The sequence below is a fragment of the Niveispirillum sp. SYP-B3756 genome, from assembly GCF_009495745.1.
GTDB lineage: Bacteria > Pseudomonadota > Alphaproteobacteria > Azospirillales > Azospirillaceae > Niveispirillum.
Genome location: NZ_WIDQ01000003.1, coordinates 508,351 through 533,895, shown reverse-complemented (window position 1 = coordinate 533,895; position 25,545 = coordinate 508,351). Strand labels below are relative to the sequence as shown.

Below are 25,545 nucleotides of genomic sequence, written 5' to 3'. Positions count from 1 at the left end.
GGGAGCTGTTTCAAGTGACGACCCAAGATACCATCCGCCGCCATACCATCGCTGTTCTGGTCGATAACGAGCCGGGCGTGCTGGCGCGGGTCATCGGCCTGTTCTCTGGCCGTGGCTATAATATCGAAAGCCTGACGGTGGCCGAGGTCGACAGCAATGAAAGCTTGTCGCGCATCAATATCGTCACCTCCGGCACGCCGATGATCATCGAACAGATCAAGGTACAGCTTGATCGTCTGGTGCCTGTTCACAGGGTCAAGGACTTGACCCTGGAAGGCCCCTTCATCGACCGGGAAATGGCCCTGGTGAAGGTGGCGGGCTCTGGCGAGAAGCGGGTGGAAGCCCTGCGCATCGCCGATATCTTCAAGGCGCGCGTGGTGGATGCCACCATCACCAGCTTCGTTTTCGAAATCACCGGCACCGGTGAGGATCTGGACCGCTTCATCGATCTGATGCGCCAACTCGGCCTTGTCGATGTCAGCCGCACCGGGGCAGTTGCCCTGTCGCGCGGCACGGCGGCCTTCTGATACAGCGTTTCACTTGTCCAACGCCGGCAATCCGGCAATCCAACATCTGTCTGAAAACAAAGGAAGATTCCCATGCGCGTCTATTATGATCGCGACGCCGACGTCAATCTGATCAAGGGCAAGAAGGTCGCCATCGTCGGCTATGGCAGCCAGGGCCACGCCCATGCCCAGAATCTGCGCGACAGCGGCGTGAAGGACGTGATCATCGCGCTGAAGGCCAATTCGCCGACCCGCGCCAAGGCTGAAGCCGCCGGCTTCACCTGCGTCACCCCGGCCGAGGCTGCGGCCACTGCCGACCTGATCATGATCCTGACCCCGGATGAGCATCAGGCAGACCTGTACAATAACGAGATCGGCCCGAACCTGAAGCAGGGTTCCGCCATCGCGTTCGCCCACGGCCTGAACGTGCATTTCCGCCTGATCGAGCCGCGCCAGGACACCGACGTGTTCATGATCGCGCCGAAGGGCCCCGGCCACACCGTGCGCGGTGAATATAAGAAGGGCGGCGGCGTTCCCTGCCTGGTGGCCGTTCACCAGAACGCGTCCGGCAATGCTTTCGATATCGCCCTGTCCTATGCCTGCGCCGTTGGCGGTGGCCGTTCGGGCATCATCGAAACCACCTTCAAGGAAGAGTGCGAAACCGACCTGTTCGGTGAACAGGCCGTGCTGTGCGGCGGCCTGACCAAGCTGATCCAGGCTGGTTTCGAAACCCTGGTCGAAGCCGGCTATGCTCCGGAAATGGCCTATTTCGAGTGCCTGCATGAAGTGAAGCTGATCGTGGATCTGATCTACGAAGGCGGCATCGCCAACATGCGCTACTCCATCTCCAACACGGCCGAATATGGTGACTATGTCACCGGTCCGCGCATCGTGACGGACGAGACCAAGGCCGAGATGAAGCGCGTTCTGGCCGACATTCAGTCGGGCCGCTTCGTGCGCGACTGGATGCTGGAAAACAAGGCCGGCACCCCGTCCTTCAAGGCCACCCGTCGCATTGAGGCCGAGCATCCGATCGAGGAAGTGGGCGCCAAGCTGCGCGCCATGATGCCCTGGATCTCTGCCAACAAGCTGGTGGACAAGGCCAAGAACTGATCGCCGGCTTCAATCTGAAGCCTGATCGTTCAAACGCCCGGCCCCTGAAAGGGGGCCGGGCGTTTTCTTTTATTTACAACTGGGTGGCGAGGGAGAATTTCACCCGTGCCGGTGCGGCCTGGGCCAGCAGGCCGGAGCCGGTGGCCGCCCAATAGCGCCGCCCGGTCACATTCTCCCCGTAAACACGCAGGGTGACATCGTGCCCGCCAAGGGTCATGTCATAGCGCGCGCCCAGATCGAAGGTGGTGTAGCTGGCGACATAGGCTTGGTTCAGCGCATTGACCGGTCGCCGTCCGACATGGAACATGCCCGCCGACAGGCGCAATTCCGGCAGCATCGGCAGCCGGTATTCGGCGAATACCGAGCCAGAGAATTTGGCGGTATTCTCAATCCTCTTGCCGATAACGGTGGCGGCCCCGCTTTCCTGCTCGGCATCCAGTACGGTGCCGCTGAGGGTCAGCGATACATCCTCGCCGATCTCACCGCTGGCGCTGAACTCCACCCCGCGATAACTGGCCCGGCCATCCTGCACATAATAGCCAGCGCTGTTGATATAGGCGGCGGCACGGTCAATATCGAAATAGGCCGCGGTCAGCAGCAGGCCGCGCACCGGCTCCAGCTTCACGCCCGTCTCATATTGCTTGCTGAGCGAGGCGGGCAGAACTTCGCCAGCGTTGAGTGCGATCTGCTGGGCGATGCCGCCGGATTCCAGCCCTTCAATATAGTTGCCATACAGGCTGACCCCTGCCCATGGTTTCAGCAACAACCCATAGGACCAGGTGTCGGGCTTGTCCTTGTAGCGGCTGGTACGGCTGATATCGCTATAGTTCGCCTTGCGGAAGCCGATGCTGGCCTCCAGCCAATCCTGGTAACTGATGCGATCAAAGATGAAGGCGCCGGTATCCTTCACCTCCGATGGGTTGGCGATGACACGCGGTGGTGTCGGCTGTTCCGGGATGGCGACAGGGTTATAGAGATTCTGGGCGAAGCTGTAGCGGACAGCCGTGGGGATGTTGATCTTGCGGATATTCTGCGAGGCACCGAACATCAATTGATGATGCAGGGGGCCGGTATCAAAATCGCCGGTCACATCCCCGCGATAGATGGTGGAACGGTAATCATTGCCATGGGTGGTGGCGACATTCACCCTGCCGTTCCCGGTGGTGAGGTCATAGCCGGAGAAAGACGAATAGATCCGGTCCCGCTTCAGATAGGATTGGCCGATGCTGACGCTGGCGCGCCAATTATCGCTCAGCGCGTAACGCGCCCGGCCCAGCAGGTTGCTGGTCCAGCCATCGGCTTGCATCCAGCTTGCCCCCAGATTGTGGGAGGCTGATTGCAGCGGGGGCAGGGCGATGCGGCCATTGACGGCGGCGGGCAGCACGAATTCCGTCGGCTCGGTTACTGTCTTGGCACTGTAATCGCCATCCAGTTCAACTCTCAGCCGTTCGGTGGCCTGCCAATCCAGGGCCAAGCTGGCGAAGTTGCGGTCGCCCCGCGTGTGGTCGATACCGGTTTCGATGCGGGAGGCACCGGCATTCAGCCGCATTCCCAGCGTTGGTGACAGGCGGCGGCTGAGATCAACCGTGCCGCCGAAACCACCCCGGCTGTCGCCATTGATCTCCACCGTCGTCAGGGGCTTATCCAGGGGACGCTTGGAGACAAGGTTGATGATGCCCGATGGCGTGGCAAAGCCATAATAAAGGCCGGCGGCACCTTTCAGCACCTCCACCCGGTCCTTATTCTCAATCGGCAGGTCGACAAAATTGATCGCCGGCAACACGCCATTCAGCCGGTAATTTGTCAGATTGTCGACCTGGATGCCCCGGATGGCCAGATTGCTGTAAATCAGCGTGTTAATTTGCGCCTGGGAAACACCGGCGGTGTTGCGCACAGCGTCGAAAACCGAACTGGCCTGCTGCGCATCCAGAACTTCCCGCGGCAGCACTGTGATGGTCAGCGGTGTGTCGATGATGCGGGCATCGCGGAAGGTGCCCGCCTGCATGTAATCGGCCCCGAAGCTATTGCGCCGGTCGGCCGTTACCACGATCTCTTCAACCGTATCCGGCTTCTCCTGTGCCAGCGCGGGCAGGCCAAGGCCGGCGCTGCCAAGCGACAGCAGTGCCAGTGCCGTCGCCGTGCCTTTTTGGTGGATTGATGCCGCAGCCCTTGACAGCTTCGCAGCCTGAAAAACAATCATCATGCCCTCTCAAAGATATTAATAATCGTTATCATATGCATGTGTGAATCAACAAGTGGGCGCGATGGCGACCGGTGCTGCGGAGTGATATTGCAGCCGGTGCGGGAATGGCCTATCTTAGGCATAGATCAAAAGGATCTATCGTGCGGGGGCAAAGATGATATCGCTAAATGCGAGTCCGCTCTTTTCCGCCACCAACGCCAAGGCGTTGAAAGCGCAGATCGAACGTCACATCGATCAGGCGGTGGGGGAGCGGGACCGAAACCGTAAGGACGAGTTGGCGACCGACAAGGGCAGCATCAAGGGTGGCAAGTCCAACGACGCCATCTATAAACGGCTGATGAGTCTGGGCCTGTCGGGCGACGCCTTTGATGGCGCCGCCAAGAGTGCGGCCGGTGCCGATGCGCTCTCCGACTATATGAATAAAGCCCGGACAGAGATGAACCAGAAGGCGGCGGCGGAAAAGCTGCAGCAATCGCGCCGCCGCATCAGCGAACTGGAACAGGAAGCCCGTCAGGCCGCCGCCAAAGGCGATGGTGCCAAGCTGGCCCGCATTGCGCGTGAGGCGGCCGGTATCACCAAGGGGTTGGCGGCGGAGGCCAAGGGGATTGTGGAGGGGCAGGATGCCAGCCCCGCGGAACGGGCGGCCGCCATTGCCGCCGGACAGGATGATCCCAATATCCGGACGGCGGCCCAGCCCGGTATGACGGCGGGTGGTGTCACCACCGGTTTTGCGCGCTCCTATGTGCAGGAGGTGCGGGCCATCGCCGGCCAGGCCCGCACCATGCTGACCCAGGCGGAAACCCAGCGTGCCGAACAGCAAGGCCGTCCTCTGACGGAAGAGGAACGCAAAGAACGGGAGGAGGAGTTGCGGGCTGCCCGTGACGATCTTGCCGCCAGCGATGAGACATTGACCCGTCTGGCCGGATCGCTGGGCAATGCCAATGTGGATGCGGCGGGCAGCACAGAATCAGCAGGGGAGGGGGGCGCGGACGCCCTGGTGGTCACCCAGACCTATGTGCGCACGGAGACGGTCACCATCGCCGTGGCCTTCAGCGAAACCAGTGTCAGCGTTACTGCCTGACGCAACTTCCGGCATCGCTGCCTTGCGAGGACGACAGATTTTTGCCTGACAAAGCTGTTGCGGCTAAGTCAATTGCGGCATAAAGATTATTGAACGGCGGTCGGTTCAGTTCCGGCTGTCATATCTTTTACCCTCAGTCAGGACGTCACCCTGTGACCAGCCGTCGCCAACAGCCTGAAGCCATCGCCGGGGATCGTTCCCTCGCCATGGTCATGCTGTGCGCATCCGGCCTGTTCCTGACCTTTGCCCTGCTGCTGGCGTCCAAGGCGCTTGGCCTGGGCGGGCTACGACTAATCAGCCCCTGAGCGCTCTGTGTCCCGTCCCATCGCTGATGGACGGGTTCGCGTTCAGGGGACTGGGTGCGCGCCCTATGCGCACCGCCGATCTGATCCGACGGGTCAGGCCATCACCGGCCAAATGCGATCATGCAGATTGATCATCATTCGACCGGCAATGGACGGCTTGCCCGCCAAAACCAACCACGGCACCGCTAATCAAGAATGATGGTGCCCCCAGGGCTTCAGGGACCGACGATCATGACCAGCATTTCCCGCGATAAGAACCGCGTCATCATTTTCGACACCACCTTGCGTGATGGGGAGCAGGCGCCCGGCTGCTCCATGAATCTGGAAGAAAAGCTGCGCATCGCGGCGGTGTTGGAAGAAATGGGCGTCGATGTCATCGAGGCCGGCTTCCCCATCGCGTCGAACGGTGATTTCGAATCCGTCCGCGAAGTGGGCAAGGTGGTGAAGAACAGTGTCATCGCCGCCTTGGCCCGCACCGCGCGCGCCGATATTGACCGCGCGGCGGAGGCGTTGCAGTTCGCCCCCCGCAAGCGCATCCACACCTTCATCTCCACCAGCCCGGTGCATATGAAGTACATGCTGAAGATGACGGAAGAAGAGGTGCTTCAGCGCACCATTGATTACGTCACCTATGCCCGCAATCTGGTGGATGATGTGGAATGGTCGGCCCAGGATGGCAGCCGGTCTGACCGTGATTTCCTCTGCCGCACGGTGGAGGCCGCCATCAAGGCCGGTGCCACCACCATCAATATTCCCGACACGGTGGGCTATGCGCTGCCGGAGGAATATGCCGCGATGTTCCGCGACGTGATGACCCGCGTGCCGAACAGCGACAAGGCCATCTTCTCCGTGCATTGTCATAATGATCTGGGCTTGGCCGTGGCCAATTCCCTGGCCGGTATCGGCGCCGGCGTGCGGCAGGTGGAATGCACCATCAATGGCCTGGGCGAGCGTGCCGGCAATGCCTCTTTGGAAGAGGTGGTGATGGCGCTGCGCACCCGCCATGATTTGATGGGCTGCGATACCGGCATCAAGACCGAACATATCACCCGCATTTCCCGACTGGTTTCCACCATCACCGGTTTCCAGGTGCAGCCCAACAAGGCCATCGTGGGCGCCAATGCTTTCGCCCATGAAAGCGGCATCCATCAGGACGGGATGCTGAAGCACGCCGAAACGTACGAGATCATGACGCCGGAATCGGTGGGTCTCAACCGCTCCTCCCTGGTCATGGGCAAGCATTCCGGCCGCGCCGCCTTCCGCGCCAAGCTGAAGGAGCTTGGCTATGATGAGATCGGCGAGAACCAGGTCAATGACGCGTTCGGCCGCTTCAAGGATCTGGCCGACCGCAAGAAGGACATTTACGACGAAGATATCGTCGCCATCATGGATGACGAGGCTGGTCGTCAGCACGAACATATCCGCTTCCAGGCGCTGCATGTCGTGGCCGGCTCTCGCGGGCCGCAACATGCCGTGCTGGAACTGGAAGTGGATGGCAAGCCGATCGCCCCGGTGGTGGCCTTCGGCAACGGCCCGGTGGATGCCGTGTTCAACGCCTTGAAGCTGGCCTTCCCGCATGAGGCCAAGTTGCAGCTTTATCAGGTCCATGCCGTGACGGCGGGCACCGATGCCCAGGCAGAGGTGACTGTGCGGCTGGAAGAGAGCGGCAAGTCGGTCAATGGCCAGGGGGCCGATGCTGACACGCTGGTGGCCTCGGCGCGGGCCTATATCCATGCCCTGAACAAGCTGGTGACCAAGCGGCAGAAGACGGCACCTGTGGCCATGTCGGCCTGATCAGATCCGGGCTTGCCGCCTTTTATCCCGAGTCCCGTTATATCCCCGTCGGCCGCTGGCCGGCGGGGATTGTCTTTTGGTAATAAGGTGGTCGAAGCCGGGATATGTCGCATCCTTGCGCCCTATTCCTGCCGCAATCTTCGCCCTGGCGTGCAGATGTGCGCAGGATGTTCACCATCCGGTAAAATGCCATGTAGATTCTGGCTTCCTGCGGCTTTCAAGGCTTGAGGGACCGGGACCAAATGGTCTATGCAACAGTCGCGGTTCGGCATATCCGGGGTTCGGCCGCACCAAGGGCGGCAAAATCCGGACATTCAGAGATATTTTTCATCCATGCTTTCAAACCTGCTCGGTATGTTCTCGGCCGACATGGCGATCGACCTGGGAACGGCGAATACGCTGGTCTATGTCAAAGGACGCGGCATCGTTTTGAATGAACCGTCGGTGGTCGCGATCCGCGACCTGCGCGGCAAGAAGCAGGTGCTGGCCGTGGGTGATGAGGCCAAGCTGATGCTGGGCCGCACGCCGGGTAACATTCAGGCCATCCGCCCCTTGCGCGACGGCGTCATTGCCGATTTCGAAGTGGCGGAGGAAATGATCAAGCATTTCATCCGCAAGGTGCACAATCGCCGCAGCTTCACCAGCCCGGAGATTGTCATCTGCGTGCCATCTGGATCGACGGCCGTGGAACGCCGCGCCATTCAGGAATCGGCGGAAGCCGCCGGTGCGCGCCGCGTCTCCTTGATTGAGGAGCCGATGGCCGCCGCCATTGGCGCCGGTTTGCCGGTGACGGAGCCGACGGGCAGTATGGTGGTGGATATTGGTGGCGGCACCACGGAAGTGGCCGTGCTGTCATTGAATGGCATCGTCTATGCCCGCTCTGCCCGTGTGGGCGGCGACAAGATGGATGAGGCGATCATCGGTTATATCCGCCGTCACCATAACCTGCTGGTCGGTGAAGGCTCTGCTGAGCGCATCAAGAAAGAAATCGGCTCTGCCTGCCCGCCGGAAGATGGCGAAGGCCGGGTGATGGAAATCAAGGGCCGCGACCTGATGAATGGCGTGCCCAAGGAACTGGTGATGAGCGAGCGGCAGATTGCCGAGAGCTTGGCCGAACCGGTCAGCCAGATCATTGAGGCGGTGAAGGTCGCCCTGGAACATACCGCCCCCGAACTGGCGGCGGATATTGTTGATAAGGGGATTGTGTTAACCGGTGGCGGTGCGCTGCTGGCTAATTTGGATTTCGTGCTGCGCCACGCCACCGGTCTACCGGTTTCGATTGCAGACGATCCGCTTTCCTGCGTGGCGTTGGGCTCCGGCCGGGCGCTGGAAGAGGAAAGCCTGCGCAACGTGCTGATCCGCATGTGAGGCGTAAGGACAGGGCCGCGTTATTCGCGGCCCTGCTGCATTAAAATACAGCGATTTACAGCCGCTTGTTAACGGTTTAATTTCACTTTTGGCGGTAAGCTGCCGGGAATTCTGGCACCTTCAACCCAGTCGCCGGCTTTCCGCCGTCGGCCCAATGACGGGACATCCCCCGGTGAAGACGCGCAACAACGGATCGGTCGTGCGGATCGCAGCCCCTTTCTGGGGGCTGGTGCAGCGATTTTACTTCCCGCTGCTGGTGTTGGCCGCCATTGCCTTGATGATGATCGGGCATGTCAATGTCGGCGCGATTGATCAGGCCCGCGCCCGCGTGACCGATGCCTTCACCCCGATTCTTAATGTGATGTCGCGCCCGGCCGCCAGCGTCGCCGATGCGCTGGAATATGGGCGTCAATTGGTCGATCTGCATGAAGAAAATGCTCGACTGCGCGACGAGAATACCCGGTTACGCCAGTGGGAGCAGGTGGCTTTGCGGCTGGAGGCGGAAAACGGCTCCTTGCGCTCTCTGTTGGCCTTCAAGGCCGATCCGCCGGCCCGTTTCATCACAGCCCGCGTGGTGGGGGATCCGGGTGGGGCCTTTGTGCGCACCGTTGTCATCACCGCCGGTGCGCGGGACGGGGTGGAGCGTGGGCAGGCGGCCATGTCCGGCCAGGGTCTGGTGGGGCGTGTGGTGCAGGTGGGGGAATGGTCTTCCCGCGTGCTGCTGATCACCGATCTCAACGCCCGCATCCCCGTGGTGCTGGAAACCAGCCGCCAGCGGGCCATGCTGGCGGGCGATAATTCCGATCATCCAACCCTGCTTTACGTGCCGGGTAATACGGCGGTGTCGCCCGGTGAACGGGTCTTTACCTCCGGCCATGGCGGATTGTTCCCGCCCGGCCTGCCGGTGGGGGTGATGGAAATTGGCAAGGATGGCCAGCCCCATGTTGTGCCCATGGCCGACCTTTCCAGTCTGGAGCATCTGCAGATCGTCCGTTTCGCCGGCACCGACGGGCTGGCGGCAGAAGCCGTGCAGCCGGGCGCGATGCAGTGAGGGGTTCGGCTTTGGCCGGTGGTTTCTGGCATCGTCTTGATCAAACGGCGCGCAACCTGCTTCCCTTCGGGTCCATCGTGATGGCCATGCTGCTGGCCATGGTGCCCTTGCCCTTGCCCGGTTATTCCGTGGTCACACCGCCGCTGGTGTTGATCTGTTTGTTCTACTGGGTCATCCATCGGCCGGATTTGCTACGCCCGCTGGTGGTTTTCGCCTTGGGTGTTTTGCATGACCTGATCAGCGGTTCGCCGCTGGGCGTAACATCGCTTTATCTGATTTTGACCTATTGGCTGCTCATTACCCAGCGCCGCTTTTTCCTGGGCCGGTCTTTCGGGATGCTATGGCTCGGCTTTGCCCTGGTGGCATTTGGGGCGTCGGTTGTACAATGGCTGGTCTTTGCCCTGATGAGCGCGCATCTGCTGGATGCGCGACCAGTGCTGGTCCATGCCGCCCTGGGGGTGGCATTGTTCCCGCTGCCGACATATCTGCTGCAACGTCTGCACCGCGCCTATTTGAGCTGAGGAGACAATCTTGTCCGCCTATGATCGCGATGCCGAGCGACAGCGTATGCTGAGCCGCCGCACGCTGGTGCTGGGCGGTATGCAGGTGGCTGCCGTTTCCGCGCTGGTGGGACGGCTCTATTACCTGCAGATCGTGGAGCGCGACCGCTACAGCATGTTGGCGGATGATAACCGCATCTCGCTGCGACTGGTGGCCCCGCCACGCGGCCAGATACTGGACCGGTTTGGTGTGCCGCTGGCGGTGAATGAGCAGAATTTCAGCGTCACCGTGGTCTCAGAGCGTGCCGGCGACGTGCGGCAGATTCTGGATGAGGTCGGCAAGCTGGTCCCGCTGACCGAGGCTGATGAACGGCGCATCCAGCGTGACCTGCAGCGCTCCCGCGCCTTTGCTCCTATCACCATCAAGGAAAATCTGAGCTGGGATCAGGTTTCCGCCATTGAGGTCAATCTCCCCGACCTGCCGGGCATCTCCATTGATGTTGGGCAGGTCCGTTCCTATCCGTTCGGGGAGGCTTTGGCCCATGTCCTGGGTTATGTCGGTGCCGCAACCGATAAAGATCTGGAGAAATCCGACGATCCGTTGTTGACCCTGCCGGGCTTCCGCATCGGCAAGGGTGGGGTGGAGAAGCAGTTTGATTCTGCCTTGCGCGGGGCCGCTGGTACCCAGCAGCTGGAGGTCAATGCCGTTGGTCGGGTAATTCGTGAACTGTCGCGCGATAATGGCCAGCCGGGGCGGGAAACCACGCTGACGCTGGATGCCAAGCTGCAGCATTATGTACATCAGCGTCTGTCGGCGGAAATGAGTGCCGCCGCCGTGGTGATCGATGTGCGCACCGGCGGTATCCAGGCGCTCTGTTCCTGCCCCGCCTTCGATCCTAATCAGTTCGCCGTGGGCATTGGCTATGATGCCTATCAGGCCTTGCTGAAGGATGAACGGACGCCGTTGATCAACAAGGCGATTGCCGGCCAATATCCGCCAGGATCGACCTTCAAGATGATCACGGCCTTGGCAGCGCTGGAATCGGGCATCGTCAATGCCGATCATCGCGTCACCTGTTCCGGCCATATCGAACTGGGCAGCCACCGCTTCCATTGCTGGCGGCGCGGCGGCCATGGCACTCTGGATATGGTTGGCGCGCTGATGAACAGCTGCGACGTCTATTTCTATGATCTGGCTCAGCGCATTGGTATGGACCGAATTGCCGCCATGGCCCGCAAATTTGGGCTGGGTGACAAGGTGGGGCTGGAACTGCCGGGGGAACGGCCCGGTCTGGTGCCTGATCCGGCCTGGAAACGTCGGGCGTTGAAGGCTGCCTGGCACCCCGGCGAAACCCTGATCGCCAGTATGGGCCAGGGCTACGTGCTGGCGACGCCTTTGCAGTTGGCGGTGATGACGGCGCGGCTGGCCAGTGGCCATGTGGTGCAGCCGCATCTGGCCAAATCCATCGAAGGTCAGTACCGTGAACAGACGGAATGGCCACGGATTGATGTTAAGCCGGAGAATCTGGCGGTCGTGCTGAAAGGCATGAATGCCGTGACCAATATACCAGGTGGTACCGCCTACAAATCGCGCATCACCATTCCGGGTATGGAGATGGCGGGCAAATCGGGCAGCGCCCAGGTACGCCGAATCTCCATGGCGGAGCGCAGCAGCGGCGTGCGCAAGAACGAGGATCTGGCCTGGCGGGAGCGTGACCATGCGCTGTTCGTCGCCTTTGCCCCAGTGGATGCGCCGAAATATGCCTGCGCCGTGTTTGTGGAACATGGCAGCAGCGGCGGCGGTGTCGCGGGGCCGATCGCCCGCGACATTCTGCTGGAATGCCAGATGCTGGACGCGGCCCGCGCCAGCGTGGCCCAGCAGCCGGAACCGGCCACCGCACCTTCCCGGCCTGATGCCGGCAGCACGGGGCAATAACCATGAGCCTGGACCTCTCCATCGACCGGGGGGCGATGACCATCGGGGAGAAGCTGGGCCAGATTTCCTGGAGTCTGGTCCTTCTCATCACCCTGGTGGCCAGCATTGGCTTTGCCATGCTCTATTCCGCCGCCAATGGCCATTTCGATCCCTGGGCCTCCCGCCAGATGCTGCGGTTCGGCGTGGGGCTGGTGGCGATGCTGCTGATTGCGCTGATCGATATCCGCTTCTGGATGAAGTTGGCCTACCCGCTCTATGGCATCGTCATGCTGCTGCTGATCGGGGTGGATTTGTTCGGCAATGTTGGCAAGGGGGCGCAGCGCTGGATTGATCTGGGCATCATCCAGTTGCAGCCATCCGAGATCATGAAGGTGACGCTGGTGATGGTGCTGGCCCGCTATTTCCACGGCGCCACGCTGGAAGATAGTGGCCGCATCCCCTTTCTGATTCCGCCCTTGCTGCTGGTGGGCGCGCCGGTGGCGTTGGTGCTGGCTCAGCCCAATCTTGGCACCTCGCTGATGCTGGTGATGGCGGCGGGGGCGCTGTTCTTCCTGTCCGGGGTGCGGCTGTGGAAGTTCGGCGTGCTCATCGCCGCTATCATCATCGCCGTGCCGCTGACCTGGCAGTTCGTACTGCATGATTATCAGCGCGACCGGGTGGAAACCTTTCTGGACCCGGATAGTGACCCGCTGGGTACCGGGTACCACATCACCCAGTCGAAGATCGCGTTTGGTTCCGGTGGGCTGATGGGCAAGGGCTTCCTGCAGGGTACGCAGAGCCATCTGAACTTCCTGCCGGAAAAGCAGACCGACTTCATCTTCACCATGCTGGCGGAGGAATTCGGGCTGGTGGGCAGCCTGTTCTTCCTGTTCCTCTATGGGCTGCTGTTGCTCTATGGCTTCATCATTGCCGGGCGCTGCCGCCATCAGTTCGGCAAGCTGCTGGCGCTGGGCGTCACGGTGAACCTGTTCCTTTATCTTTTCATCAATGTGGCCATGATCATGGGGCTGATCCCTGTGGTGGGCGTGCCGCTGCCACTGATCTCCTATGGCGGCACGGCGACGTTGGGGGTGATGATCGGTTTCGGGCTGCTGCTATCGGTGCATGTGCACCGGGATGTACGCATGTCGCGCCGGGGCATGGGTGACCTTTGACCCCGTCAGGGATGGGGGCAGAGGGTTGAATTGCTTGCAGTGCCAGGCTGCGTGAAATCCCGGTCGGCAGGCTTCATTTTCTTGTCGACAAGGTGTGAACCCTTTGCTACACAGCGCGCCTCGACGCGATGAACGAAGCGTCGGGGCCGCGAAAGCGGGTTGGGAATGGGCGCATAGCTCAGTTGGTAGAGCAGCTGACTCTTAATCAGCGGGTCCAAGGTTCGAGTCCTTGTGCGCCCACCATTCCCAAAAATGGCCGCCACGGCGGATATCAAGGTTGGGCGCATAGCTCAGTTGGTAGAGCAGCTGACTCTTAATCAGCGGGTCCAAGGTTCGAGTCCTTGTGCGCCCACCAACCTTGGTCCATCACCGTTGCAGCCTTTCAAGGTTGGGCGCATAGCTCAGTTGGTAGAGCAGCTGACTCTTAATCAGCGGGTCCAAGGTTCGAGTCCTTGTGCGCCCACCAACCTTGAGACAACATCCTGACATCAAATCCGGGTATACTCGCCAGACAGATCAGTCTCGGCGGGTTTTTTTATGCTCAGCACCCAATATGCCCCCTTCCGCATCACCGTATGCGGGATTGAGGAATTGCCTGACCATTGCCAGGTCGGCGTCAGCCATATGCTGTCGATCATGGACCCTGGCCGGTCCAAGCTGCCGGTTTTCAGCGGCTATGGCGAGCATGTGCGGCTGGATTTGCGATTCGATGATGTGGTGGAGCCGGTGCCCGACAAACAGCCGCCACAGCCGACTCATGTGCGCCAGATTCTCGATTTCGGGCGCAGCCTGACCGCCGAGCCGCCGGCAAAGGCGCATCTGCTGGTGCATTGCCATATGGGTGTGTCGCGGTCCACCGCAGCGATGACCCTGATTCTGGCCCAGGCGCGGCCTGATCGGCCGGCGGCAGAGGCTTTGGCGGAGGTGGCGCGCATCCGGCCCCAGGCCTGGCCCAATCTGCGCATTCTGGAAATAGGTGGGGAGATGCTGGGCTGCCGCGATGAATTGCTGGCGGCCTTGCCCGCCATCTATCAGCGGGCCACGGCGCATTGGCCGGCGGATTGGCTGGATTACCTGAAAAAAAATCACCGGGGGCGGGAGGTGCGGCTGCTGGAAGGCGGCTGACCGGTGGGGAAGGGCGATCAAGCCCAGGCCGACTCGCCGCTGTCGCCCAGAATTTGCCGGCAGAAGCGCACAGTGATCGGCTTCTTGGCCGCCAGCGCCTCCCGGTCCAGTCGGTCCACCACCCGGCGGGCGTTGGCAAAGCTGCGTTCGGTGCGGGTCAGCAGCCAGACAATCACCTCCTCCCCCACCCTGATCTGCCGGTCGGCGAACAGCTTCACCAGCACGGCCATGAACAGGGCGTCATCGGGGGCGGCCATACCGACGGCCGGGGCTGCCAGCAGGCGCGAACGCAGGTCCGGCAGGCGCAGCACCCAATTGATGGGCGCCTTGTCCGCCAGCAACAGCAGATGGCCCCCGGCATCGCGCGCCAGATTGTAGAGATGGAACAAGGCGCGCTCCAGCACCGGGTCACCGGCCACCTGCTGCGCGCCGTCCAGAACGGCAGCGCGGGTGGGGTGCAGCAGGTCGGGCAGGTCGTCAGTGCGCAGATCATCCACCTGCAACAGGTTGGCGCGCGCGCGGGCGCGCCAGATCTGCGCCAGATGGCTTTTGCCGGAACCGCTGGGCCCGAAAATCACCAGGGCCGGGGCCGGCCAGTCCGGCCAGCTATCCAGCCAGGCCACAGCATCCTGGTTGCCGGGGGCCACCAGGAAATCCGCCTCGCCCATGGCGGAACGGTGACCCAGATCCAGGGGGATTTGCCGGCTGCTGCTCAACGGCAGTCCCGGAGGAAGGGAGCCGATGGGCATTGTCGTATCCATAATCATGGTGCGGCCGGAATATCTGCGGGGCGGCGGAGGTCGGTCCCTTCCGCGGCGGGATTGGCGGGAAGCGGGTCGGCTGCCAAGTCAGGGCAGGGCGGGGCTGGTGGCTGGTGGCCGTGATAGAGGCTGCTGTCCAGGTAACGGGTGATGGCGAATCGGACCAGCACCCCGATGACGGCCGCCACCGGCATGGCCAGCAGCACCCCGACGAATCCGAACAGCGCGCCGCCGGCCATCAGGGCAAAGATCACCCAGACCGGATGCAGCCCCACCTTGTCGCCCACCAGCTTGGGCGTCAGCACATTGCCTTCCATGGCCTGACCGAAGAAAAAGATGCCGGCGACAATGGCCACCCGCCACACCTCGTCGAACTGGAAGAAGGCGATGCCGACGGAGGCACAGAACCCCACCAGCGAGCCGACAAAGGGGATGAAGGAAAGCAGGCCGGAGATCATGCCGACGATCAGGCCGAAATCCAGCCCGGCCAAGCTCAGCGCGATGGCGTAGAAGCTGCCCAGCGCCAGGCAGACTGTGGCCTGCCCACGCACAAACCCGGCCAGGGTTATATCCACGGCGCGGGCCTGTTCGCGGATGGTGTCGGCTTGCTGGCGGGGAAGCCAGCTGTTGATGGCCCCCACCATCCGGTCCCAGTCGCGCAACAGGTAAAAGGCGACGATGGGGGTGATGAAGGTGACAGAGAGAATATCCACCAGGGCGACACCCTGGCTGACCAGCCCCTTCAGGAAATCAGCCGTCCAGCTCATGGCGGTGCCGGCATAATCACCGGCGGCACTGCGCAGCCGTTCCATATCTTCCGGCGAGAGCCGGTTGATGAAGTGCTGAATCTGCGGCAGCAATTCCCGTTTGGCCCAGGCGATCCATTGCGGGGCGGCATTGATCAACTGCACGATTTGACCCTGCAGCAGCGGCACCAGCAGCAGCAGGGCCAGTACCGCCGCCAGGGCGAATCCCAGCAGAACCACGCTGGTGGCGGCCCAGCGGGGCATATGCCGTTCCAGCCGGTCGGTCACCGGGTCCAGCAGATAGGCCAGCGCCATGCCGGCCACGAACGGGGCTAACATGCTGCGCAGCAGCCAGATCAGGGCGATGAAGACCACCAGCCCCCAGACCCAGAATCGCCATTGCCGTCCGGCCGTCATGCCGCGTCTCCCGGTTGGTCGCCGGCATCGTCCCCGGCATTACGTGTACGCAGGATGAACAATCCGCGCAGCACATAGGCCACCATCGACCAGAGCGTGGTGGCGGCCACCAACAGCTCCGCCGGCAATACATACTCTTCCGGGGCCAGACGGGCGCCATAGACGGCCAGAATCAGCGCAGCCAGGGCCAGTTGCAGCGCGGTATTCAGCTTGCCCACCCAGAGCGGCTGGATGGATAGCCGCTCCCGCAGCATCACCAGCAGTACGGCCAGCCCCAGGATAATGGTGATATCCCGCAGCAGAATCAGTGCCACCAGCCAGAGCGGCACCAGCCCCACCGTTGCCATGGCCACAAAACAACCGACCAGCAGGGCCTTGTCGGCCAGCGGGTCCAGCCAGGCGCCCAGCTTGCTGCGCGCCCGGAACAGCCGCGCAATCATCCCGTCCAGCCCGTCAGAAACGGCTGCCAGCACGAACAGCCAGAAAGCCAGGGTTAGATGGTCGGACAAGATCAGCCATACCGTCACCGGCACGGCCAGCAGACGGCCACCTGTGATCAGGTTCGGCACATGCAGCATTGGATTCGGTTTTTCGGTTGTCATCTGGGCGTGATCCGGCGAGGGCAGGTTCTGGATTTAATCTAGGCGCTTTTGCTCACGCCTTATAGAGGCCCCGGCCCCCACCCGGACCCCCATGCCCGTATTCCCCATTATCCACGGCTGGGGAAAAGATGTTCCTATAACGTTCCCATTGTCCAGTCGCTTTTGATGAAATTATCCCCATGTTTCAGGAATAATGTGTCCAAATCCGTGCATGGATCGCCAAGCGCTTCTGATCATTGGCAATTTGGCCGCCGGTAACCGGGAGGGCATAAAAAACGGCACCGGTGCCTGTGCGCCGATGCCGTTTTTTGACCTAACCGCTTTGCCCGCGACCTTGCCTTACGGCACCGCAGGGGCAGGAGCAGGGGCTGGCGGGTTGGTGGCCGCCGTTGCGGCCCCGCGCCAGCGCAGCTCCCCGCTATTGCCGCTGTCGCTCAAGATCAGATCCTGCTGGGCCAGGGCATTGCGCAGCTGTTCCAGCCCGCCCATGTAGCGCAGCTCCAGCTCTGCCCCGCCACGCACCAGGGAGACAATACGGGTTTGGGTGATGGTGGGAATCTTGGCAAGGCGGCGGCGGGTTTCCACCCATTCATTCTGGGCGGTGAAAGGCACCTTCAGGCTCAGCCCACCCTCGTTCCCGCCGACCACCACATTGGCGGCGGTCCAGCGTTCCTCCAGCCGGCCGACGATTTTGTTGACGGCTTCCTGCAGGGTTGGGTTCCCGCGCGCGGCCATGTCAGTACCCGCCGTTAGAGTCGACTGGCTGACCGTAAAGCTTTCCGGGTTGCCGCTGGACGGGTGCAGCGTGACGGTGGCGGTGACCCCGCCGCTGGTGTTGGTCAGCACGGCGACGGCCACGTCGCCCGCCTGATAGCGGTCCGCGATGCGGCGCAGGGCGACGGCATCACCGGACAGGGCCTGCTCCACCCCGACATCCGCCACGTCCGCCGCTTCGCCATAAGGAACGGCCACCGGCACCAGCCCGCCTTGCAGGGGCAGGTTGGCCCAGCTTTGCCGCCAGTCGGTTTCCGCCTGCCACAGCACAGGCGTGCCGCCGGTCTGGTCCACCGGCAGAACCAGCACCGGCTTGGACCGCACCTCTGTATAAGAGACACCATGGCTGCGCATGAAATTGCGCACCGCCTGGGCATTGAAGGTGACGGCCAGCCGGCCGAGATAACGCACGGCGGAGGTCCGCTCCTCCTGCACCTCAAAGCTTTGCACCATCTGGTCGATGCTGGCGCCGTCCAGGCCGGACAGGGCGCTGCGGGCGCTGTCCGGGGTCAGCCGGTCGAACAAAGCCTCAAACGCCTTGCGCTGGCCGTCGCGGATGCCGCGATCGCGCGCCGTCGTGGCCGAATCCGCCGTGACATCGACGGAAACATCACGCACCGTGAACAGATCGTCCGACGGGGCAGCCCAGGCGGGCAGGGCCAGCGCCAGGACGGTCAGGGTGGCGGACAGGACTTTGCGCAAAGCGGGGGTGCAGGGAACCGGCATTGCCTTGGCTTCCGATATTGCTATGTTCGGCGCCGTCTAAACAGTCCGGAGCCGGGTTTGTTGCGGTCCGTTCTACCGCACCCGGCCCCCTTTACGCCAGCAGCGAGGATGAAGGCGATGAGCAGCTATTCCTACCGGGATGCCGGTGTCGATATCGATGCGGGCAATGCGCTGGTCGAGGCCATCAAGCCGCTGGCGAAATCGACGGCCCGCACCGGCTCCGACGCCGGGCTGGGTGGCTTCGGGGCCCTGTTCGATCTGCGCGCCGCCGGCTTCCACGATCCGCTGCTGGTATCCACCACCGACGGCGTGGGCACCAAGCTGAAGGTCGCCATCGATGCCAACCACCATGACACGGTGGGCATCGATCTGGTTGCCATGTGCGTGAATGATCTGGTGGTTCAGGGGGCAGAGCCGCTGCTGTTCCTGGATTATTACGCCACCGGCAAGCTGGATGTGACGGCCGGTCGCGCCATCGTCGCCGGTATCGCCGAAGGCTGCCGCCAGGCCGGTTGCGCCCTGGTGGGCGGGGAGACGGCGGAAATGCCCGGCATGTATGCCGAGGGCGATTATGATCTGGCCGGCTTCTCTGTCGGTGCCGTGGAACGTTCCCAGGTGCTGGTGGGCGACAAGGTGCAGGCCGGTGACGTGGTGCTGGGTCTGGCTTCCAGCGGTGTGCATTCCAACGGCTATTCGCTGGTGCGCAAGCTGGTGGGCGTCTCCGGCCTGACCTATGAAAGCGCCTGCCCCTGGGATGAAGGCTGCAGCCTGGGCGAAGCCCTGCTGACCCCGACGCGCATCTATGTCAAGCCGTTGCTGGCGGCGGTGCGCGCCGGTCTGGTCCATGCCATGGCCCATATTACGGGCGGCGGCCTGCTGGAAAATATCCCGCGCGTGCTGCCCGACGGGTTGGGCGTCGATCTGGATGCCGGCGCCTGGGAATTGCTGCCGGTGTTCAACTGGCTGAAGCGTACCGGCAATGTGGATGCCACGGAAATGGCTCGTACCTTCAATTGCGGCATCGGCATGGTGGTCATTGTCCCCGCCGACAAGGCCGATGAAGCCCTGGCGCTGCTGACCGAAAAGGGTGAAAAGGTCAGCCGCATCGGCACCGTGGTGCCGCGCGACGCTGCCGCCCACCGTGTTGTTATCAGTGGGCTGGAGCGTTGGTCGTGAAGCTGCGCCTGGGCGTCCTGATCTCCGGCCGGGGGTCGAACCTGCAGGCCCTGATCGACGCCTGCCGCGATCCGGATTTCCCGGCGGAGGTGGCTTTGGTCATCTCCAACAAGGCCGATGCCGGCGGGCTGGCCCGTGCCGCCGCCGCCGGCATCCCCAGCCTGGTGCTGAAGCCGAAGGATTTCGTCGACAAGCCGGCGCATGAAGCGGCGATGACGGCGGCCTTGGAACAGGCCGGCGTCGGGCTGGTCTGTCTGGCGGGTTTCATGCGGCTGCTGACGGGTGGATTCGTCGCCCATTGGCATGATCGGCTGATCAACATCCACCCGTCGCTGCTGCCTTCCTTCCCCGGTGTCGACACTCATGCCCGCGCGCTGGCCGCTGGCGTGCGCTTCCATGGCTGCACCGTGCATTACGTGCGCGAGGTGATGGATGAAGGCCCGATCATCGTGCAGGCCGCCGTTCCGGTGCTGACCGGCGACAATCCGGACGATCTGGCCGCCCGCGTGCTGGTGCAGGAACATCAGGCCTATCCCCTGGCCGTGCGGCTGATCGGTGAGGGACGGGTGCGGGTGGAAGGGGCGGTCGTCCATATAGAAGCGGCAGAGGTGCCGGCCCCGGTGATCTGCCCCGTGGCATCGTCCTCTTAGCGGCTAAAATCCGATGATCATCCGCCCCGCCACCGCCGACGATCTGCCTTTCATCCATGCCCAGGCCCCGCGTCTGGCCGGGGTGGCCGATCTGGCCTGGCGCACGGGGGAAGAGGTGATGCATTTCCAGCGCGCCTTCATGCATGAAACGCTGGAAGCCCCCCGGCCCGGTGCCGTCACCTTCATCGCCTGCGACGGGGATGAACGGCTGGGCTTCATCCATGCTGAGCCGCAACTGGATATCTTCACCGATCGGCAATGCGCCTATGTGCCGCTGCTGGCCGTTACCCCGGAGGCCGAGGGCAGGGGGGTGGCCGCCGCCCTGATGGCGGCGGTGGAATCCTGGGCCCGTGAGCAGGGCTATGCCACCGTGGCCCTGGATGTGTTCGCCAGCAATGCGCGTGGCCGCGCCTTCTATGCCCGGCAGGGTTATGGAGAAGAGACGCTGCGGCTGGTGAAGGATATCCGCTAGTCCCTTTACTGGTCAGCATATCCCCCCTTGGCATGGAACCGTTCCGCCTGTACATAATTGACATAACTGGTCGATATGACGTTCAGGGAGGAAGAATCATGGCAGGCAGCCACGGACCGGTGGTCGTCAATGACAAGCTTGTGCGCGAACATGCGGAAGGGTGGCATTCCTTCACCCGCTTCACCACCATCAGCATCATCTGCGTCACGCTGATCTTGCTGATGTTCATGCTGCATTTTGCCGTGGGCTGGGGCTATGCGGTCTTCTTCATGCTGATCGGCTGGGTTGCTACGGCCATTCTGGCCCTGCTGGGTAAGATATAAGTATTTCGAATCGGTTTTAATCGATTGAACGCCGCTCAAAGGGCTGTCCGTGAAGATCGGACAGCCCTTTTTGTATTTTTCCGCCCCCGGAACAGACCGCTTTATCCGCCTACCCTGACCTTTAGTGCGCGTTGGCCACGGTTCAAGCCCTTGAAGGGGGCACACCCCTGTGCCACGTTAACAACTGAACCGTCACCCACCGTTCATTGCCGTGCCCATCTGGGGCGGGCGGTCGGGTCCAGGCCCAGCGGGGCTGGCGGTGCATTGAGATCAGAAGGCAGATAGATATGCTGGACATCCCCCGTGGTGTTCTCTACCCGGTCCTTCCGCTGAGAGACATCGTCGTCTTCCCCCATATGATCGTCCCGCTGTTCGTGGGCCGCGAGAAGTCGGTCCGCGCGCTGGAAGACGTGATGAAGGATGACAAGCAGATCCTGCTGGTCACCCAGAAGAACGCTTCACAGGATGATCCGACGCCGGCCGACATCTATAGTGTCGGCACCGTCGGCACGGTGTTGCAGCTGCTGAAACTGCCCGACGGCACCGTCAAGGTGCTGGTTGAGGGCGGCAAGCGCGCCACCATCACCAAATTCGGCGAGAGCGAGGAATTCTTCCAGGCCTATGCCGAGCTGATCGAGGAAGCGGCCAGCGAGCCGCAGGAGCTGGAGGCGCTGTCGCGCGCCGCCGTCTCGCAGTTTGAGCAATATATCAAGCTGAACAAGAAGATTCCGCCCGAGGTGCTGGTCTCGATCAACCAGATCGAGGAGCCGGGCAAGCTGGCCGATACCATCGCCAGCCATCTTCAGCTGAAGATTCCCGAAAAGCAGCAATTGCTGGAGACCCCCACCGTCGCTGAACGGCTGGAGAAGGTCTATGCCTTCATGGAAGGCGAGATCGGCGTGCTGCAGGTAGAAAAGCGCATCCGCAACCGCGTGAAGCGCCAGATGGAGAAGACCCAACGCGAATATTATCTGAATGAGCAGATGAAGGCCATTCAGAAGGAATTGGGCGAGGGCGAGGACGGCAAGGACGAGGTGGCGGAGATCGAGGAAAAGATCGCCAAGACCAAGTTCAGCAAGGAAGCCCGCGAAAAGGCCCAGGCCGAGGTCAAGAAGCTGCGCACCATGAGCCCGATGAGCGCCGAGGCGACGGTGGTGCGCAACTATCTGGACTGGATGCTGTCGATTCCCTGGAAGAAGCGCAGCAAGGTCAAAAAGGACATCAAGGGCGCTGAATCCATTCTGAATGCCGACCATCACGGGCTGGAAAAGGTCAAGGAGCGCATCCTTGAATATCTGGCCGTGCAGCAGCGCATGGATAAGGTGAAGGGGCCGATTCTCTGCCTGGTCGGTCCGCCGGGTGTAGGCAAGACCTCGCTGGGCAAATCCATCGCCAAGGCCACCGGTCGCACATTCGTGCGCATGTCGCTGGGCGGCGTGCGCGACGAGGCCGAGGTGCGCGGTCACCGCCGCACCTATATCGGCTCCATGCCCGGCAAGATCATCCAGGGCATGAAGAAGGCCAAGACCTCCAACCCGCTGTTCCTGCTGGACGAGATCGATAAGCTGGGCGCCGATTGGCGCGGCGACCCGTCTTCGGCCCTGCTGGAAGTGCTGGACCCGGAACAGAACAGCACCTTCAGCGACCATTATCTGGAGGTGGATTACGACCTGTCCGACGTGATGTTCGTCTGCACGGCCAATTCGCTGCGGATGCCGCAGCCGCTGCTGGACCGTATGGAGATCATCCGCCTGTCCGGTTACACCGAGGACGAGAAGGTGGAGATCGCCAAGCGCCACCTAATCGCCAAGCAGGTGGCCGATCATGGGCTGAAGGAAGGCGAGTTCGCCATCGCCGACGACGCGCTGCGTGATGTGATCCGCTATTACACGCGGGAAGCCGGTGTGCGTTCGCTGGAACGCGAACTGGCCAATCTGGCCCGCAAGGCGATCAAGGAAATCCTGATGCAGGGTGTCACGACCGTGAAGGTGACGCCGGACAATCTGGAGAAATTCGCCGGCGTCCGCCGCTTCCGCTTCGGCGAAGCGGAGCTGGAGGATCAGGTGGGGGCAACCACCGGTCTGGCCTGGACCGAGGTGGGCGGTGAGTTGTTGACCATCGAGGCGGTGATGCTGCGCGGCAAGGGCCGCATCCAGACCACCGGCAAGCTGGGCGACGTGATGAAGGAATCGGTGCAGGCGGCCGAATCTTACGTAAAGGCCAATGCGCTGAAATTTGGCATCAAGCCGACCTTGTTCGAGCGGCGTGACATCCATGTCCATGTGCCGGAAGGGGCCACGCCAAAGGATGGCCCCTCTGCCGGTGTGGCCATGATCACCACCATCGTCTCCGTGCTGACCGGGATTCCGGTGCGCAAGGATATTGCCATGACCGGTGAAATCACCCTGCGCGGCAAGGTGCTGCCGATTGGCGGGCTGAAGGAGAAGCTGCTGGCCGCCCTGCGGGGCGGTATCAAACGGGTTCTGATTCCCCAGGAGAATGAAAAGGACCTGGCGGAGATTCCCGACAATGTGAAGAAGGGCCTGACAATCGTGCCGGTTTCGACGGTTGATGAGGTGATTGCCAACGCTTTGGCCTCCGCTCCGGTTGAAATCGAGTGGTCTGAGCCCGATGAAGTGGCTCAGATGCCCGGAAAAGCTGGGGAAGAGGACCGGGATGGCGTGATTCGCCATTGAAGTGGATCAGGAAATCGTGTGAATTGGGTTCCCGCTGCCCCCCCGACCATTGTGGGCGTCGGCAGCGGTATCCAATCTCTTTGTGCCTGGACATGCCGTTCGGGCACGCGCAACCGATACTCTCTTGATGAGGGGGGCCTTAAGTGAACAAGAACGATCTCGTTGCCGTGGTCGCCGAAGCGGCTGGTTTGTCCAAGGCGGACGCGAATAAGGCCGTGGATGCGGTCTTCGATGGGATCACCGGCGCGCTGCAGAAGGGCGACGAAGTGCGTTTGGTTGGTTTCGGCACCTTCGCCGTTGCCGAGCGTGCGGCTTCCGAAGGCCGTAATCCCCGCACCGGTGAGAAGATCGCCATCTCCGCCAGCAAGCAGCCGAAGTTCAAGCCCGGCAAGGGCCTGAAGGACGCGCTGAACTGATCTGGCGTTTGGATGCTTCCGGCCGGATTCCGGCCGGGTGTACCCATTTGATGATGAAACGGGCGGCCAGAAGGCACGCCCGTTTTCTTTTTTATGGCTTAGATGAAGAACGGGGTTGATTCTTTACGCGACGCCGCTAATGTCGCCCCCGCAAATGGTTCGGGCGGTTAGCTCAGAGGTAGAGCTTCGGTTTTACACACCGCAGGTCGGGGGTTCGACTCCCTCACCGCCCACCATTTCCTCTTGAAATATCTGATGAATCAGGCCGCCGGTTGACATCGGGTGGCCTTTTTTCTGTCTACGCCCCATGGCTTGCTTCTGGGTTTGTGGTCGAAAGAAAGGATTTTCAAAAAAAAGCGATTTCATGTTTGACAAGGGTGGGTGGGTCGCTTATACACCCGCCCACCTCACGGCGACGGGGTGATCGGAAACGAAACGACGGCGCCGGGAAGAGTTAAGCGGGTGTAGCTCAGTTGGTTAGAGCGCCGGCCTGTCACGCCGGAGGCCGCGGGTTCAAGTCCCGTCACTCGCGCCACTCTCCACGAGGTTTAAGCCAGCAGACTGGTTTTGCTGTGCGGGTGTAGCTCAGTTGGTTAGAGCGCCGGCCTGTCACGCCGGAGGCCGCGGGTTCAAGTCCCGTCACTCGCGCCACCCCCTATGACAAAGGGTGATGGCGCCCTAAAGACAATGCCCTTAGGAAGGGGCGGTAAAACTTCCCACCCTGCGCGGGTGTAGCTCAGTTGGTTAGAGCGCCGGCCTGTCACGCCGGAGGCCGCGGGTTCAAGTCCCGTCACTCGCGCCACTTCCTTACATGCGATAACTTGATGCAAAAAGCCGTAGAGCGCCGCCAGCGTTCTGTACGGCTTTTTTGCTTTTTGATCATGGGTTTGTCGCCTGTGTCCATCATCGGGTCTCCGGTGCGGGTACAGGCATACAGGGACGTTGGAGCAGGCAATTTCACGCCAGCCTCACCGTCCATGCAAGGCTGCCTTGCCGCAGCGCATCAAAAGGCGGAAAGCCAACCATTTCCATGGAGTTGAGAACGTTTCTCAGGCCAAAAAATGGCGTAATTCGCTTTCCTTTGTGCGGGGCAGGGGCCTATATTCCGTTGGGCTTGGGGTGTCCCTCGCAAGCCTGCCAGTCCATGAACCGCCTGCGGTTTTGCCATATGTCCAACCGGCCCGTTAATACGGACCGGTAGTGCGACGTGGCATAAGCCCAGGCTGAAACGGTGTGACGATGTCCGATCCGTTGTCCAACCCGCTGTTGGTGCAATATCTCCCGATCCTGGTCTTCCTGGTTATCGCTACCGTGATCGCCGGTGCGATGGTTGGTGCCGCCATGCTGGTGGGCCCCAAGAAGCCGGATAGCGAGAAGCTCTCTGCCTACGAATGCGGTTTCGAAGCGTTCGACGATGCGCGCAGCAAATTCGATGTGCGTTTCTATCTGGTTGCCATCCTGTTCATCATCTTCGATCTGGAAGTGGCGTTCCTGTTTCCCTGGGCTATTTCCCTGGGTGGCATCGGGATGTTCGGTTTCTGGTCGATGATGGTCTTCCTGGGCATCCTGACCGTCGGCTTCATCTATGAATGGAAGAAGGGCGCGCTGGAGTGGGAGTGATCCCGTTTCCGCGCCGCCAGGGAGCAACAG

General features: G+C 61.9%; 23 protein-coding genes and 7 tRNA genes. 25 read left to right on the top strand and 5 right to left on the bottom strand.

What is annotated here, in order from left to right:
• The first annotated feature begins 14 nt into the window (after positions 1-14).
• Both ilvN and ilvC read left to right on the top strand, forming a co-directional pair.
• A complete protein-coding gene (gene ilvN / locus GE253_RS09475) occupies positions 15-527 on the top strand; it encodes an acetolactate synthase small subunit (protein ID WP_348770809.1) in 513 nt (170 codons plus the stop codon).
• 72 nt (positions 528-599) lie between these two features.
• Complete coding sequence (gene ilvC, locus GE253_RS09470; RefSeq protein WP_153203856.1) at positions 600-1,619, top strand: ketol-acid reductoisomerase; 1,020 nt, start codon at positions 600-602, stop codon at positions 1,617-1,619.
• Positions 1,620-1,692: 73 nt separating this feature from the next.
• Here the strand turns inward: ilvC and GE253_RS09465 are convergent, their stop codons facing one another.
• Positions 1,693-3,822, bottom strand: coding sequence for a TonB-dependent siderophore receptor (locus GE253_RS09465; RefSeq protein WP_153203855.1), 2,130 nt, complete (start codon positions 3,820-3,822; stop codon positions 1,693-1,695).
• Between the two features lie 154 nt (positions 3,823-3,976).
• Between GE253_RS09465 and GE253_RS09460 the strand changes: the two genes are divergently transcribed.
• The 12 genes from GE253_RS09460 (at position 3,977) to GE253_RS09405 (ending at position 14,136) form a co-directional block, all read left to right on the top strand.
• Complete coding sequence (locus tag GE253_RS09460; protein WP_153203854.1) at positions 3,977-4,903, top strand: hypothetical protein; 927 nt, start codon at positions 3,977-3,979, stop codon at positions 4,901-4,903.
• Between the two features lie 152 nt (positions 4,904-5,055).
• Positions 5,056-5,208, top strand: coding sequence for a hypothetical protein (locus tag GE253_RS09455; protein ID WP_153203853.1), 153 nt, complete (start codon positions 5,056-5,058; stop codon positions 5,206-5,208).
• 231 nt (positions 5,209-5,439) lie between these two features.
• Complete coding sequence (locus tag GE253_RS09450) at positions 5,440-7,002, top strand: 2-isopropylmalate synthase (protein WP_153203852.1); 1,563 nt, start codon at positions 5,440-5,442, stop codon at positions 7,000-7,002.
• A 333-nt stretch (positions 7,003-7,335) separates the two neighbouring features.
• Complete coding sequence (locus tag GE253_RS09445; protein ID WP_089288057.1) at positions 7,336-8,370, top strand: rod shape-determining protein; 1,035 nt, start codon at positions 7,336-7,338, stop codon at positions 8,368-8,370.
• 172 nt (positions 8,371-8,542) lie between these two features.
• Positions 8,543-9,421: a rod shape-determining protein MreC gene (gene mreC / locus GE253_RS09440; protein ID WP_348770808.1), complete on the top strand. Its 879-nt coding sequence runs from the start codon at positions 8,543-8,545 to the stop codon at positions 9,419-9,421.
• Positions 9,418-9,942 carry a rod shape-determining protein MreD gene (mreD, locus tag GE253_RS09435; RefSeq protein WP_348770807.1) on the top strand — a complete coding sequence of 175 codons (525 nt, stop codon included), beginning with the start codon at positions 9,418-9,420 and terminating at the stop codon, positions 9,940-9,942. Before mreC ends, mreD begins: the two co-directional genes overlap by 4 nt.
• 10 nt (positions 9,943-9,952) lie before the next feature.
• On the top strand, positions 9,953-11,857 hold the full coding sequence (gene mrdA, locus GE253_RS09430) for a penicillin-binding protein 2 (RefSeq protein ID WP_348770806.1): 1,905 nt from the start codon (positions 9,953-9,955) through the stop codon (positions 11,855-11,857).
• A gap of 2 nt (positions 11,858-11,859) precedes the next feature.
• Positions 11,860-13,011: a rod shape-determining protein RodA gene (gene rodA, locus GE253_RS09425; RefSeq protein WP_153203850.1), complete on the top strand. Its 1,152-nt coding sequence runs from the start codon at positions 11,860-11,862 to the stop codon at positions 13,009-13,011.
• A 167-nt stretch (positions 13,012-13,178) separates the two neighbouring features.
• Positions 13,179-13,254, top strand: a tRNA-Lys gene (locus tag GE253_RS09420).
• Positions 13,255-13,290: 36 nt separating this feature from the next.
• A tRNA-Lys gene (locus GE253_RS09415) sits at positions 13,291-13,366 on the top strand.
• A gap of 35 nt (positions 13,367-13,401) precedes the next feature.
• Positions 13,402-13,477: transfer RNA gene (locus GE253_RS09410), tRNA-Lys, on the top strand.
• A gap of 71 nt (positions 13,478-13,548) precedes the next feature.
• Entirely contained in the window at positions 13,549-14,136 is a 588-nt protein-coding gene (locus GE253_RS09405) for a protein-tyrosine-phosphatase (RefSeq protein WP_153203849.1), read from the top strand.
• Between the two features lie 17 nt (positions 14,137-14,153).
• On the opposite strand, the gene GE253_RS09400 is transcribed toward GE253_RS09405, so the two are convergent.
• From GE253_RS09400 to GE253_RS09385, 4 genes are all read right to left on the bottom strand, one after another.
• A complete protein-coding gene (locus GE253_RS09400) occupies positions 14,154-14,885 on the bottom strand; it encodes a DnaA/Hda family protein (RefSeq protein WP_153203848.1) in 732 nt (243 codons plus the stop codon).
• A 14-nt stretch (positions 14,886-14,899) separates the two neighbouring features.
• A complete protein-coding gene (locus GE253_RS09395) occupies positions 14,900-16,060 on the bottom strand; it encodes an AI-2E family transporter (RefSeq protein WP_153203847.1) in 1,161 nt (386 codons plus the stop codon).
• Complete coding sequence (locus GE253_RS09390; protein ID WP_247878568.1) at positions 16,057-16,662, bottom strand: CDP-alcohol phosphatidyltransferase family protein; 606 nt, start codon at positions 16,660-16,662, stop codon at positions 16,057-16,059. Before GE253_RS09390 ends, GE253_RS09395 begins: the two co-directional genes overlap by 4 nt.
• A gap of 339 nt (positions 16,663-17,001) precedes the next feature.
• Complete coding sequence (locus GE253_RS09385) at positions 17,002-18,162, bottom strand: DUF2066 domain-containing protein (protein WP_153203846.1); 1,161 nt, start codon at positions 18,160-18,162, stop codon at positions 17,002-17,004.
• A 108-nt stretch (positions 18,163-18,270) separates the two neighbouring features.
• On the opposite strand from GE253_RS09385, the gene purM reads away from it, so the two are divergent.
• The 11 genes from purM (at position 18,271) to GE253_RS09330 (ending at position 25,515) form a co-directional block, all read left to right on the top strand.
• Positions 18,271-19,338 carry a phosphoribosylformylglycinamidine cyclo-ligase gene (gene purM / locus GE253_RS09380; RefSeq protein WP_173012569.1) on the top strand — a complete coding sequence of 356 codons (1,068 nt, stop codon included), beginning with the start codon at positions 18,271-18,273 and terminating at the stop codon, positions 19,336-19,338.
• Complete coding sequence (purN, locus tag GE253_RS09375) at positions 19,335-19,988, top strand: phosphoribosylglycinamide formyltransferase (protein WP_348770805.1); 654 nt, start codon at positions 19,335-19,337, stop codon at positions 19,986-19,988. Before purM ends, purN begins: the two co-directional genes overlap by 4 nt.
• 13 nt (positions 19,989-20,001) lie before the next feature.
• Positions 20,002-20,460, top strand: a complete 459-nt coding sequence (locus GE253_RS09370) for a GNAT family N-acetyltransferase (protein WP_153203844.1) — start codon at positions 20,002-20,004, stop codon at positions 20,458-20,460.
• Between the two features lie 98 nt (positions 20,461-20,558).
• Positions 20,559-20,783 carry a hypothetical protein gene (locus GE253_RS09365; protein WP_153203843.1) on the top strand — a complete coding sequence of 75 codons (225 nt, stop codon included), beginning with the start codon at positions 20,559-20,561 and terminating at the stop codon, positions 20,781-20,783.
• Between the two features lie 287 nt (positions 20,784-21,070).
• On the top strand, positions 21,071-23,479 hold the full coding sequence (gene lon, locus GE253_RS09360; RefSeq protein ID WP_153203842.1) for an endopeptidase La: 2,409 nt from the start codon (positions 21,071-21,073) through the stop codon (positions 23,477-23,479).
• A 143-nt stretch (positions 23,480-23,622) separates the two neighbouring features.
• Positions 23,623-23,895 carry an HU family DNA-binding protein gene (locus tag GE253_RS09355; RefSeq protein ID WP_089288043.1) on the top strand — a complete coding sequence of 91 codons (273 nt, stop codon included), beginning with the start codon at positions 23,623-23,625 and terminating at the stop codon, positions 23,893-23,895.
• Positions 23,896-24,056: 161 nt separating this feature from the next.
• Positions 24,057-24,131: transfer RNA gene (locus tag GE253_RS09350), tRNA-Val, on the top strand.
• Between the two features lie 222 nt (positions 24,132-24,353).
• Positions 24,354-24,430 (top strand) — tRNA-Asp (locus GE253_RS09345).
• A 39-nt stretch (positions 24,431-24,469) separates the two neighbouring features.
• Positions 24,470-24,546, top strand: a tRNA-Asp gene (locus GE253_RS09340).
• Positions 24,547-24,620: 74 nt separating this feature from the next.
• Positions 24,621-24,697, top strand: a tRNA-Asp gene (locus GE253_RS09335).
• 437 nt (positions 24,698-25,134) lie between these two features.
• Positions 25,135-25,515, top strand: coding sequence for an NADH-quinone oxidoreductase subunit A (locus GE253_RS09330; protein WP_153203841.1), 381 nt, complete (start codon positions 25,135-25,137; stop codon positions 25,513-25,515).
• Positions 25,516-25,545 lie beyond the last annotated feature (30 nt).